The organism is Streptomyces sp. NPDC001832, assembly GCF_040297265.1.
In the GTDB taxonomy this organism is placed as follows: Bacteria; Actinomycetota; Actinomycetes; order Streptomycetales; family Streptomycetaceae; genus Streptomyces.
The window spans coordinates 27,477-40,778 of the sequence record NZ_JBEOYU010000049.1 but is presented as its reverse complement, the minus strand read 5'-3'; the positions used below and the strand labels follow the sequence as shown (position 1 = coordinate 40,778).

Here is a 13,302-nt window from a genome sequence, read left to right as displayed (position 1 = left end):
ATCCTCGACCGTGCCCGCGAGGTACTGGGGGACATCATGTCCCCGCACAGCGAGGTGCGGTACGCCGGGATCAGGCTCGCCGAGTGCCTGAGTGATGCGCTGCGGGTCGCCGAGTCGCGCGGCATGCGCCTGCCCGTAACGGACATCCAGGACGCCGAGGGTGTCGCGGATGCTCGCGATGTCGGAATCCGTGACGTGTGACCGGAACTCTCCTTGGGACCTCCCGGTCCGGCCTGCCCGCATCGGCAGACCGGACCGGGGCTGGGGGTGATAGAGCAGCCCTGGCCGACAAACGTGAGCCTCGTCAGGGAAAGCGGGGGCTGCTGGCGGGCGTCTGCTCGGTGCCTGGTGAAGGTGGGGGGCGGGTCCGGCAGTAGGAGGTGCCGTGCCGCGGCAGTGGGTCACACCTGAATTGATGTCAGGGGCTTTCCGTAGCCCAGGCGGCGGCCCGCGTGGGTCAGGTCAGTTCTGCTGCCAGCAGTGTGGCGGTTTTGGCGATCAGGGGGTTGTCGGGCGAGGCGTCGGGCTCGCGCTTGGTCGTCAGGACGGCCATGACGATGGGCGAGCGGTCCGGGGGCCAGGTGATGCCCACGTCATGGTTGGTCCCGTACTTGCCGCCCCCGGTCTTGTCCGCGACGGTCCAGTCGGAGGGCAGGCCGGCGCGCAGTTTCTCGCCGCCCGTGGTGTTGGCCAGCAGCCAGTCGGTGAGCCGCTCGCGGTCCTCAGCCCCGAGTGCGGTGCCAAGGGTGAGGCGTGCATAGGTCTGCCCGATGGCCTTCGGGCTGGTGGTGTCCGTCTTGCGCCACGGTTCGGCGGAGTTCAGATCGGGCTCCCACCGGTCGAGCCGTGTCGTTTTGTCCCCGATCGATCGGCAGAACCGTGTAATCGCTGTCGGCCCTCCCAACTCGCGGAGAAGGAGATTGCCGGCGGCATTGTCGCTGTAGCAGATCGCGGCGGCGCACAGTTGAGCAACCGTCATTCCGCGGGCGAGGTTCTCGGGCTTGCCGGTGATCGGTGCGTAACCCGAGTCCGTGACGTCCTTCTCGGTGTACCGGATCCGCCTGGCCAGGAACTCGCCGTCGTGATCGAGGTCGCGCAGCACGGCCGCGGCGGCCAGCGTCTTGAAGACCGAGCACATGGGGAAGCTCTCGTTAGCGCGGTACTGCACAATCCGGCCTGTGGCAGTGTTGCGGGCGTAGACGCCCAGGCGGGCGGAATGCCGCTGTTCCAGATCCTTCAGCTGGCGCGAGATCGCGCTGCTGCCGTCGACGGTTGCAGCGTATGCGCTCTCGCTGCCAGACAGGGTAGCGGCGAGCGCCACCCCAGCTCCCAGCGTGAGCGCCGTACGCCGGGACGTGGGCCTTCCTGCGGTGTCCATGGCCGTTCTCTCCTCCAGGTCAGGTCTTCACTGTTAGAACGCACACCCGGACTTCCTGGTTCCGGTTGAGGAGATAGGCGGTGCCTCGTTGGCACTCCTGGTGGCCTTGCTGCCCTGACGCCAGGTCACCGCCGTAGCGTGGATCGCCCTTCGCCCAGGGCTAGTTGGCGCAAAGCGGTGTGGGGGGGGTATGCCGGGCCGGGCGGGCGGCCCTGGCCGCTGCGAGCCGTAGCCATCCTTGGGGAAACCCACGTCATCGATTGCGTACGCCTCGGGCGAGATGTGCGCAGCAGCCCAATGGGTCAACCGCTCACGGACCTTGACCCAGTCCCAGGTGGAGGAGGAAGCGAACTGCGGCAGCTGTTGATGGTCCTAGCTCTGACTTTGCAGGACAGCCCGGGCGATCTGCCGGACCGCGCTGATATCGGGGCGATCGCGGTTTTCGGCGAACCAGGTAAGCGCCATGGTGCAGGGCGGCATATCAACCACGTCGCGATAGACGATTCCCGGACGTGGATAGAAATCCCGAGCGGAGGCGGGCAGGAATCCGATCGCCTTCCTGCGGGCGATGGCGTGCAGGACGCCCTCAACGTCAACCGCCAACGGGCCGAACCGTACGGGGACGTTGCCGGGCCGTGGATTGATGCTCCAGAAGTCGCGCCACACCTGGGGGGACTCCGGCGGCATGGTAACCATGGTGCGATCAGACAGATGTGCAAGGGTGAGGGACTCTTCGGCAGCCAGTGGATCACCGGCCGGAAGGCAGACGATACGAGGTTCCTCGGCCAGGTGCTGGATCTGTATATGAGAAGGCGCGGGCGGGCGTAGAAAAGCTATGTCGACTTCGCCGCAGGCAAGTGCCTCGTACTGATTGATGAAATTGAGGTTGCGCGTCTCGATGGTGAGCTTGGGGTGGCGCTTGTGCAGTTCGTCGAGGATGGCCTGCGTATGGGGCATGGCGGGCTCGGCGGCGAGCGTACCGATGACGATCCGCCCGGAGACCTCGCGTGACCGGGCCTGGGCGACCTGCCGGAGGTTGGCCATGGCATCCGTAACGGCGCGGGCCTCAGGAAGCAGAGCGTGCCCGGCAGGAGTCAGTTCCACGACGCGACTGGTGCGCTCGACCAGCCGAAGCCCCAACCGCCGCTCCATCGCCCGGATCTGCTGACTGAATGCCGGTTGTGTCATGAAGAGCCTGGCGGCGGCGCGCCGGAAATGTAACTCCTCTGCCAGCACCACGAACAGTCGAAGCTGATGAACACTCGGGTCGGAGACCTCACTTGACTCACGCCGTGAGTGACACTCTCCGTTGCTGCGTGCAGTCATGGAGAAAGGCTATCCGCTCAGGGCCTGTTCCCCGGTCCCCCCGCCTCCCCGGGCCGAGCTGGCAGGATGGAGGGGTTGTGCGGGGGCGCGGGTGACTGCGGGCTCCGCCGGATAGCCGGCCGATCGGGTTGGCAGGACGCGGTGGGGAGCGGCTGATGGTCAGGGGCGGCAATGTCGTGCTGAGGGATGTCCTCGACATCAAGGAGGATGCCCACGCCGGTGACTTCAAGGTCGCCCTGACCGACGGCTTCGGCGATGCCCAGGCCGGGTCGGTAGCCGACTATGTGGTCACCGAGCAGCTGGCGAAGGAGTTCGACAAGGCGCTGCGGCTGGTGCGGGGCGCGGTGCGGAAGAACACCTCGTACGCCGCCTATCTGCACGGCTCCTTCGGTTCCGGTAAGAGCCACTTCCTGACCGTGCTGCACGCGGTGCTCAACGGCGACCCGGCGGCCAGGGCCAAGCCCCGGCTGCGCGAGGTGGTCGGGGAGCACAACGACTGGCTGCCCGGCAAGAAGTTCCTGATGGTGCCTTACCACCTGATCGGCGCCGCCAACCTGGATTCCGCGCTGCTCGACGGTTACGTCAGGACCGTGCGTGCCAAGCATCCGGACGCGCCGACCCCGGCAGTCTACAAGGCGGACGCGTTGCTGGCCGATGCCCGGGCGATGCGGGAGTCGCTGGGCGACGAGGCGTTCGCTCGGCTGCTGCCCACCACCGGTACCGCCGCGCCTGCCGCGCCCCGTACGCCTGTCGCGGATGACGGCCTGGCCCCCATCGGTGACGGCCTGGCTCCCATCGGCTCCGCCCCCGACGGCGGCCTGGCTCCCATCGGTTCCGCCACCAGCACCCCGTGGACCGGTGCCGGGCTCGACGCCGCCTTTGCCGCACCCGCCGACGACGACGGCCGCAAGCGCCTCGTCTCCGCCCTCCTCAGCGGCCCCATGAAGTCGTACGCCACCGGCAAGGCCGACGATGTGCGTGCGTTCGTATCGCTGGACGACGGGCTCAGCGAGATCAGCAAGCACGCCCGGGCGCTCGACTACGACGGCGTCGTGCTCTTCCTCGACGAGCTGATTCTCTGGCTCCAGGCCCGGATGCGGGACCGCACCTGGGTCAACGAGGAGATCCAGAAGCTGGTCAAGCTCATCGAGTCGGGCAACGCCGCCCGGCCGGTGCCGATCGTCTCCTTCATCTCCCGGCAGCGCGACCTGTCCCAGCTCGTCGGCAAGGACATCCTCGGCTCCGACGTACAGAACATGGAGCAGGCGCTCGAATATCTGGAGGAGCGCTTCACCGTCATCAACCTGGAGGACCGCAACCTCCCGGAGATCATCAAAGAGCGGGTGCTGAAGGCGAAGCCCGGCCAGGAAGAGGTCCTGGAAGGCGCCTTCGCGGGGATCGACCGGTCGAACCAGCAGGTCAAGGACATCCTGCTGGACGACCAGGGCGCCACCAGCGCGAACTGGGACGACTTCCGTGCCGTCTACCCGCTCTCCCCGGCCCTGCTGAACGTGCTCGTCGCGCTGTCCGGCGCACTCCAGCGTGAACGCAGCGGGCTGAAGCTGGTCCAGCAGCTGCTGGAGAAGAACGCCGACGCCCCGCTCGGGCAGCTCATCCCGCTCGGCGACCTGTGGGACATCCTCGTCGACGGCACCGGGGCGGCCTTCACCGAGCAGCTCAAGCACGAGTCCGACGCCGCCGAGAAGTTCCACGTCAAGGCCCGGGCTCACCTGCTGGAGCAGTACGGCCGGGCGGACCACCCCGACTTCCTGGCGGACGACCGGTTCGTCAAGACGCTGCTGCTCGCGGCCCTCGCTCCCGACGTCCCCGCGCTGCGCAGGCTCACCGGCGCGCGGCTGGCCGCCCTCAACCACGGCTCCGTACGGTCGCGGACCGTCCCGCCCGGTGACAAGGTCGCCGACAGGATGCAGGCGCTGCGCGGCACCTTCCACAGCGAGCTGCTCGCCGAGGGCCAGACCGATCCGGTGTTCTCGCTGCACCTGTCCGACCTGGACATCGAGCCGCTGCTCGACGCCGTCGCCGGTGAGGACAAGGTCGGCGTGCGACGGGTGTGGGTGCGCGACCAGCTGTGGGAGCTGTTCGGCGTCAAGGACGGTCTGATCGTCGAGAAGGAGATCGTCTGGCGGGGCACCCGGCGCACCGCGGAGTTCGTGTTCGGCAACGTATGCGATCCGCGGGAGGTGGCCGACGAGCACTTCACGCCGTCCGACAGTGCGCACGTCCGCTTCGTCGTCGACTACCCCTGGGACGACAAGGACGGCCGATACCCCAGTTATGACTACCAGCGGGTGAAGGAGCTGGAGAAGAACGGCCTGTCCGCCGCCACCCTGGTCTGGCTGCCCGACTTCTTCTCCGAGCAGCGCAAGGCCCAGCTCGGCCGGCTGATGCGGATCAACTTCCTGCTGGAGCGCAACCGGCTGGACGAGTACACCCGTACCTACGCGCCCGACGACCGGGTCAAGGCCCGGCGTCAGCTCGAAATCGGCCGGGACACCCTGACCCACACCCTCGTCACCTCGCTCGGCGAGGTGTACGGCATCTCCGCGCCCAAGGAGGGCACCACGGCGGCCGAGGTGGTCGAGGGCCGTCATGTCCTGTCGCTCCTGCCGCAGTTCCCGCGCCCCGAGCCGGAGGGCGGCAAGCAGTTCACGGACAATGTGCTGCACCTCGCCGACGGAATGTTCGGCGCGCTCCACCCCAAGCACCCCGACTTCGGCCCCGACCGCCACGGCCAGCGCAGGGCCGTCACCCCGGCCGAGCTGCGCACCGCCCTGGAGTGGATCACCCGCGCCATGGATGACGGGGGACGCGTGGAGGTCGAGCGCGGCCAGGTGGCGACCGTCAAACGCATCGTCGAACCGCTGGAACTCGGCACGGTCCACGACGGCCCGCTCGTCCTGCGCGCCGACTGGCGTGCCCGTATCAACCAGGCCGCCGCCCAGCACCAGGAGCGGGACGACCTCTCCGTCGAGGACATCCGCCGCTGGATCACCGAGGAACCCCTCGGCTACTCCGGTCTCGACAAGCAGACCACCAACCTGCTGATCGCCGCCTACGCGCTGCTGGACGACCGCGCCTGGGTGCTCCACTCCGGCTCCGAGAGCGTGGCCCCGGACTTCATGTCGATCGGGCCCGGCTGGAGGCTGCGCGCCCAGCCGCTGCCCGACAACGAGGAGTACGAGAAGGCCAGGGACCGTGCCGGGCGCCTCTTCGGTGTGTCCGCCAAGCCCCACCCGTACGCGCGCAACGTCAACCAACTGGCCGCCGACGTGCGCGCCAAGGCCGAGAAGTTCGAGAAGGACGTGGCGGGTGTGCGCGCCGCACTGGACCGGCACGCGGAGCTGGTCGGCCTCGACGCCGGTGCCGCGGTACCGCGTACCGCGACGCTGCGGGATGCCGCGGGTGTGCTGGCCCGGCTCGGGCGGCACGGCAGCGACGCGACCGCCCTGGTCAAGGAACTCGCCGCGGTCACCCACCAGATCCCCGCCCGGGAACTGGCCCACACCATGGAAAGCGCCGAGGGCGTGCTCGCCGCCCTGGACGCCACCGACTGGCCCGTGCTGAAGCGCGTCCGGAGTCTGCGTGACCGGGACGACAGCGTGGGCGACCGGGCCGGGCGGCTCTTCGACCACATCGCCGAGACCGTCCACGCATCGGAGTTCGAGCGGCCGCTGGCGCCCGTGCTCCGTGAGGTGCGGTCGACGGCGATGGGTATCTTCGACGCGGCGCTCCAGCTGGAACGGACGGCGCCGCTGCCGCCGGCCCCCGCGCCGGGACCCGGAACGGTTTCCCTCACCGAACACGGCAGCCCGGCGGTGTCCTCGCGCCAGGAACCGTCGGCAGGTCCGTCGGCAGGCACCGCGGAGACCGAGTTCCTGTGGCCCGCACCGGGGCCCGCGACCGGGTCCGGTGCCGAAGCGGCGACCGGGGCCGTGCCCGGCCCCCGAGCTGCCCGGCGGGTCGTGCGGGCCGCGGCGAGCGGCCTGGAGACGCTGCTCGCCGATGAACTGGCCGCCGTACGGCAGGAGATCGAGGACTTCCGCGCCGGGAACCCCGACACACCTGTGGAGATCACCTGGCGGGCGGTCGACACCGGTGGGCAGACCGGCGGTGCGACGGTACCCGGCCCCTCGGGCGGTCCCGGTTCCGCCGGCGGTTTTGACGGCCTCGGAGCCGGGACGGAAGGACACCGCTGATGGGCACTCGCCCCGCCGTGGGCCGACGCGCCATCGAGGTCCTGCTGGAAGCGGAACTCCCGGACGCCGGAGGGCGGCGGCTCGTCCTCGTCGACGCCACCTACGACGGCGCCGGGCAGGACACCGAGTTCACCCTGCGCGTCGCGGACACGAGCCGCCGGGTCCGGATCACCGACCAGGACTCCCCGCTCGGCATCGCCGACGCCTGGCAGCGCCACAGCACCGAGGAGGACCCGGACGGCGACAGCGTCCTCGTCATCACCGGAGCGGTCCCCGCCGATCAGCTCGGCTGGGACCTGCGGGCGCACGCCGTCCGCCACCGGCCGCTGGCCGTCGACCGCGCCGAGATCGTCAAGCAGCTCTTCGGCGCCACCGACGTCGACCCCCGGATGGCCGGTGAACGCTGGCTTTTGGACGCGCTGCTGGAAGCCGAACCGGCCGACGGCTGGCCGCGTGCCGGAGCCGTCCTCACCCGCGACCGGGCCGTACGCACCCTCCTCGCCGCACGGCTCTCACTCGGTGACACCACCACCGACACCCTCGACCTCGACGCCGACACGCTGTTCGCCTGGACGCGTACACCCACCGGCCCCGCACGCTACGCCGCGCTGCCCGTCGCCGAACGCGACGGGCTCAGCGACTGGCTCGCCCGGACCGTCGGACCGGCCGCACCCACCCTCCTGGCCCTTGCCGCCGACGGACGCGGCGCGGACGCTCTGCCGCTCGGCGCACTCGCATCCGCCGCACTGGCCTCCGCCACGCCGGAATCCACCGGATTCGCGCTCGGTACCCTCTTCGGCCCCGCGCTCGCCTCCTTCGACGCGCTGCGGCCCTTCGCGGACGCCGTCACCGGAGTCCTCACCCGCTGGATCGCCGAGGCCGAAGGCCACGGACCGCAGCGGGCCGACGCCCGTGACCGGGTACTCGACATCCTTGACCGTGCCGACCGGCTCGCCGACGACGCCCGGCTCGGCCCCCTGACCGGAACCGACCGGCTGCTGCCCTCCGGCTACCGGACCCGGCTGCGTCACCTCGCCGGCACCCTGCACGGCCCGGCGAGCGACGCCCAGGCCGCACTGCGTGACCTCACCGGGCACCACCTCGCCACGCTGTACGCCGACTCCACCGAGAACGCCCGCACGGCGGTGCGCCTGGTCCGCTGGCTGAAGGAACCCCTGCAGCCCGTGGAGTCGGTGGCCCACGGTGTCCAAAGCCATCTGACGTCCTTCGGCTGGGCCGACCTCGCCGTCGGGATCCTCGCCGAGGGCGATGCCTCCCGGGACCCGGCCGTCGCGGACGCCTACCAGCGGCTGATAGGAGCCGTACGGGCACGAAGGGCCACCCTCGACGAGCAGTTCGCCCAGCGCCTCGCCCTCTGGAGCGAAGGTGCCTGTCGGCAGGCACCCGGAGGCGCACTGCTCATCGAGGACGTGCTGGCCGAGGCGGCCGTACCGCTCAGCAGGACGCTCGAACGCGACGGCGGCGGGGCAGCCGACCGCGAGCGCGGCAGACCGCTGATCCTCGTACTCGACGGCATGAGCGCCGACGTCGCCGTACAGCTCGTCGGTGCGCTCGACCGGCGGGCATGGACCGAAGTGGTACCCAAGCCGCGCCCCGGCGAGGACACCGCCCGTCGGGCCGCCGTGTCGATGCTGCCGTCCGTGACGACCCTCAGCCGGGCCTCCCTGCTGTGCGGACAACCCGCCGAGGGCGGACAGAGCGCCGAACGTGCCGGGTTCGCCGCCTTCTGGAAGAAGCGCCACCGCGCCGCCCAGCTCTTCCACAAGGGTGCATACGAAGGGCCGCCCGGTCATCGGCTGGCCCCCGAAGTACTTCAGGCCCTCGCCTCCGACGACATCGTCGGCGTCGTCCTCAACACCGTCGACGACGCGCTCGCCGACGGACGCGAGGGCGCCCGGGGCCGGTGGGTGCCCGAGGACATCGGCAAACTGCCCGACCTGCTGAAAGAGGCACGCAACTACGGCCGTCCGGTCGTCCTCGTCTCCGACCACGGCCACATCATCGACCGCACCCCGCGGGGCCACGGCCAGCAGCCCCTGGCGGGCAAGGCCAAAGGCGCCCGGTGGCGCACCGGGACCCCGGCGGACGGCGAGATCGAGGTATCCGGTCCCCGGGTGCGCGGCCGGGTCACCCTGGCGTGGCGCGAGGACCTGCGCTACACCGCCCGGCAGGCCGGCTACCACGGCGGTGCCTCCCTTGCCGAGGTCACCGTCCCCGTCATCACCCTGGTGCCGTCGGCGGACCTGGTCCCCGAGGGATGGACACTGCTGCCGGCCGAACGTATCGCCCCGGGCTGGTGGCACGACGACGAGACGAGTCCTGCCACCGCCATCGAGCCGGTCCTGGACGCCGCTGGGCCGGAACTGGACACCGACACGACGGTCCTCGGGAAGAGGCCGGCCATCCGAACCCAGGAGGCTCAGACCGCGGACACCTCCGGTGAGGACAGCCCCGGCGCCCGTACCGTACGGTCCGCGTCCTACAAGTCCCAGCGCGAGTTCGTCCGTGGCGCACCCGCTGACAAGGCCGTCGCCGCCGTGCTCGACGCGCTCCTCGCGGCGGGAGGAAAACTGTCACCCGGAGCGGTGACCGCCGCAGCCCAGGCCGCCACAGGGCGCTCGCAGCGCAACCCGGAACGCTTCGCCACCGTCCTGGAACGCCTCCTCAACATCGACGGCTACTCCGTGCTCCAGCTCGTCGAGTCCGGACGCACCGTCCAGCTCGACAGGGCACTGCTGGAGCAGCAATTCCTCGGAGAGACGGCATGAACACACCCGTATCCGGCGTCAGCGCCGTGCGACGGCGCGACGTGGTCGACGCGCTGCGGCGCGGCACCGTACCGCAGGCCGGCCTCGGGCTTTTCGCTGTCGGCCTGGAGCGCTTCGAAGCGGCCCTCGACGACGACCTGGCCGCCGCCGCCCGCGGAGGTTCGGCGTTCCACGCCCTGCGAGGAGAGTACGGCTCCGGCAAGACCTTCTTCGCCCGCTGGCTCGCCGAACGTGCCAAACGGCGCGGACTCGCGGTGAGCGAGGTGCAGATCTCCGAGACCGAGACGCCGCTGCACCGCCTGGAGACCGTCTACCGCAGACTCGTCGAACGACTCACCACCGCAACCCACCAGCCCTCCGCCCTCCGGGCGGTCGTCGACTCCTGGTTCTACGCCCTGGAGGAAGAGGTCCTCGCCGGTGGTGAGGTCGCCGACGACGACGAGGAGGCGCTGGCCCAGGCCGTCGACGAACTGCTGGAACGCCGGCTCGCCGACGTCGCCCGCACCACCCCGGCCTTCTCCGCCGCCCTGCGCGGCTACCGCCGTGCGGTGGCCGCCGGCGACGGCGCGCACGCCGAGGCGCTGATCGCCTGGCTCGGCGGCCAGAAATCGGTGGCCGCCTCCGCCAAACGCGCCGCCGGTATCCGCGGCGACCTCGACCACTTCGGCGCCCTCGGCTTCCTCCAGGGCCTGCTGACCGTCCTGCGGGACTGCGGACACCCCGGACTGCTCCTGGTCCTCGACGAAGTGGAGACCCTGCAACGCGTGCGCGGCGACGTACGCGAGAAGTCCCTCAACGCGCTGCGCCAGCTCCTCGACGAGATCGACGCCGGGCGCTTCCCCGGCCTCTTCCTCGTCATCACCGGCACCCCCGCCTTCTACGACGGACAGCAGGGCGTCCAGCGCCTCGCGCCCCTCGCCCAGCGGCTGGCCACCGACTTCACCACCGACCCCCGCTTCGACTCCCCCCGCGCCGTCCAACTGCGGCTGGCCGGATTCGACCTGGACTCGCTCGGCGAACTCGGACGCAAGGTACGGGACCTGTACACGGGAGCGGCCCGCCACCCGCAGCGGCTCGCCGACCGTGTGGACGACGCCTACCTCGACGAACTGGCCCATGCTGTCACCGGGTCCCTCGGCGGCAAGGTCGGCATCGCCCCACGCCTGTACCTGCGAAAGCTCGTCGCCGACGTCCTCGACAGGGTCGACGAGTTCGCGGACTTCGATCCCCGTGCGCACTACGCGCTCACCCTCAACAGCGCCGAACTCAACGAGACGGAACGCAGCGCGGCCACCGGTGCCGGAGACATCGAGCTGGACCTTAACCCCGAGCCGTACCCGTCATGAAGGAAACGGCCGACGTCTTCGACCTCCTGGACCCCGTCCTCGCTCATCACATCGTCAACGCCCTCGGCTGGCGCTCCCTGCGCCCCCTGCAGCAAGAGGCGGTAGAGCCGCTCCTGGGTGGCGAGGACGCCGTACTCCTCGCGCCCACCGCGGGAGGAAAGACCGAAGCGGCGGCCTTCCCCCTGCTGACGCGCATGAACCGGCACGGCTGGAAGGGCACCAGCATGCTGTACGTGTGCCCGCTCAAGGCCCTGCTCAACAACCTCCACCCACGGCTGCGGACCTATACCGGGTGGATGGGCCGCACGGCCGAGCTGTGGCACGGCGACATCACCACGAGCCGACGGCGCCGCATCCTTGCCCAGCGCCCCGACATCCTCCTCACCACGCCCGAGTCCCTGGAATCCATGCTGGTCAGCGCCCACGTCGACCACCGCTCCTTCTTCTCGGGCCTCCATGCTGTCGTGATCGACGAGGTGCACGCGTTCGCGGGCGACGACCGGGGCTGGCACCTGCTCGCCGTACTGGAACGCCTGAGCCGTATCGTCGGCCGCCCGCTCCAGCGGGTCGGCCTGTCCGCCACCATCGGCAACCCCGGTGAGCTGCTGACCTGGCTTCAGGGCTCAGCACACGGGCGCCGGCCCGCGCGGGTTGTCGCGCCTCACCTCGCGGAAACGGAGGCGCAGGCGCCCGCGACGCCGCCGTCCGGTGATGTGGAGCTCGACTACGTCGGCTCCGTCGCGAACGCCGCCACTGTCATCGCGGCCCTGCACCGGGGTGAGAAGCGTCTGGTCTTCTGCGAGACCCGCCGCACCGTTGAGGAACTGGGCGAGCAACTGCGCCTGAAGGGCGTCACGACCTTCCTGTCCCACGCCTCGTTGTCCGTCGATGAACGGCGGCGCGCCGAAGAAGCCTTCGCCGAAGCACGCGACTGCGTGATCGTCTCCACCAGCACCCTGGAACTCGGCATCGACGTCGGCGACCTGGACCGCGTCATCCAGCTCGACGCTCCGTCCACAGTCGCTTCGTTCCTCCAGCGCATCGGCCGCACCGGACGCCGCTCGGACACCACACGCAACTGCCTCTTCCTCGCGCTCGACCCCGAAGGGCTGCTCTCGGCAGCCGCGCTCCTGTTGCAGTGGTCCCGTGGCTGGGTCGAACCCGTCGTCGCTCCCCCCGAGCCCCGCCACCTGGTGGCCCAGCAACTGCTTGCCCTCTGCCTGCAGGAGCACCGGGTCGGGGAGAACCTGTGGCAGGAGTGGTGGGGCGGCATGGGCCCCTTCGGGCCGGGCGCGCTGCCCGTCGTTCGCCATCTGGTCGAGGAGGGGTACCTGGACCAGGACGGCGGGCTGCTGTTCATCGGCCCGGAAGCTGAACGACGCTACGGTCAACGCCACTTCATGAACCTGACGGCGATGTTCACCGCCCCGCCGGAGTTCACCGTACTCAACGGCCGTACCGAGATCGGCCGCACCGACCCCGACCTGCTCACCGAGGAGATCGAGGGCCCGCGCAAGCTGCTCCTCGCGGGTCGCAACTGGCTGGTGACCTACATCGACTGGACGCGCAAGCGCTGTTTCGTGGAACCGGCAGACGAGGGAGGGCGCGCCCGCTGGAGCGGCTTCGGCGCGGAACGTGTCCGTTCCTTCGCGCTGACCCGCGCGGCCCGGGACGTACTCCTCGGCCAGGACCCACCGGTGCGCCTGACCGCACGCGCAACGGCCAAACTCGCCGAAGCACGTGACGTTCATCTGCACGCAGTCCATCCCGGTGGGACGGTGATCAGCCGGCACACCGACGGCGACGTCCGCTGGTGGACCTGGGCGGGCCACCGCGCCAACGCCACTCTGGCCGCCTCGCTGGCCTCGGTGGGGGCCCCGCATCGGCGCGTCAGCGACCAGTGGATCCGGCTCCGCGACGACCTCACGCCTCAGGTCTGGCAGATCGCCCGCGCGGATACCGAGGCGGGTCTGTGCCTGCCCGACGTAGACCGCCGGGCGATTCGTGGCCTCAAGTTCGGAGAAGCTCTCCCGCCCCGCCTGGCCGAAGCCACCCTCGCTGCGCGCATGACGGACGAGGAGAGCGCCGGCAGGGTCCTGGCCGAACCGGCGCGCTTCATCACGCTCGGCAACAAGTAGCCACTGTTCCCGCTGCAACGGCTGGGGGTGTGTGGATGCGGTGGGTGCGTCGGAGCCCACGAGTGTCGAATTCATCTGTTTCCGAACGGTGTTGACGGTATGTCAATC

6 protein-coding genes and 2 pseudogenes are annotated in these 13,302 nt (G+C 70.3%); 5 read left to right on the top strand and 3 right to left on the bottom strand.

What is annotated here, in order from left to right; all coding sequences use genetic code 11:
- Nucleotides 1-201 (top strand): annotated as a pseudogene (locus ABT115_RS27035) (hypothetical protein); the annotation flags it as partial.
- A gap of 256 nt (nt 202-457) precedes the next feature.
- On the opposite strand, the gene bla reads toward ABT115_RS27035, so the two are convergent.
- From bla to ABT115_RS27020, 3 genes and pseudogenes are all read right to left on the bottom strand, one after another.
- Nucleotides 458-1,378 (bottom strand): class A beta-lactamase, encoded by a 921-nt coding sequence (bla, locus tag ABT115_RS27030; protein WP_351794904.1) that lies wholly within the window; start codon nt 1,376-1,378, stop codon nt 458-460.
- A 222-nt stretch (nt 1,379-1,600) separates the two neighbouring features.
- A pseudogene (locus ABT115_RS30950) lies at nt 1,601-1,750 on the bottom strand (transposase); the annotation flags it as partial.
- Nucleotides 1,751-2,704: a LysR family transcriptional regulator gene (locus ABT115_RS27020; protein WP_351794901.1), complete on the bottom strand. Its 954-nt coding sequence runs from the start codon at nt 2,702-2,704 to the stop codon at nt 1,751-1,753.
- Between the two features lie 155 nt (nt 2,705-2,859).
- Here ABT115_RS27020 and ABT115_RS27015 point away from each other — a divergent pair, with 155 nt between their 5' ends.
- Genes ABT115_RS27015 through ABT115_RS27000 form a run of 4 tightly spaced genes read left to right on the top strand, consistent with a single transcriptional unit; the run spans nt 2,860 to nt 13,194 of the window.
- Nucleotides 2,860-6,921 carry a DUF6079 family protein gene (locus ABT115_RS27015; RefSeq protein WP_351794898.1) on the top strand — a complete coding sequence of 1,354 codons (4,062 nt, stop codon included), beginning with the start codon at nt 2,860-2,862 and terminating at the stop codon, nt 6,919-6,921.
- The gene (pglZ, locus tag ABT115_RS27010) at nt 6,921-9,710 is read left to right on the top strand and encodes a BREX-2 system phosphatase PglZ (RefSeq protein ID WP_351794895.1); all 2,790 of its coding nucleotides are present in this window, start codon (nt 6,921-6,923) and stop codon (nt 9,708-9,710) included. The genes ABT115_RS27015 and pglZ overlap by 1 nt, the downstream gene beginning before the upstream one ends.
- Nucleotides 9,707-11,056, top strand: a complete 1,350-nt coding sequence (gene brxD, locus ABT115_RS27005) for a BREX system ATP-binding protein BrxD (protein ID WP_351794893.1) — start codon at nt 9,707-9,709, stop codon at nt 11,054-11,056. Before pglZ ends, brxD begins: the two co-directional genes overlap by 4 nt.
- Nucleotides 11,053-13,194, top strand: coding sequence for a DEAD/DEAH box helicase (locus tag ABT115_RS27000; protein ID WP_351794890.1), 2,142 nt, complete (start codon nt 11,053-11,055; stop codon nt 13,192-13,194). The genes brxD and ABT115_RS27000 overlap by 4 nt, the downstream gene beginning before the upstream one ends.
- Nucleotides 13,195-13,302 lie beyond the last annotated feature (108 nt).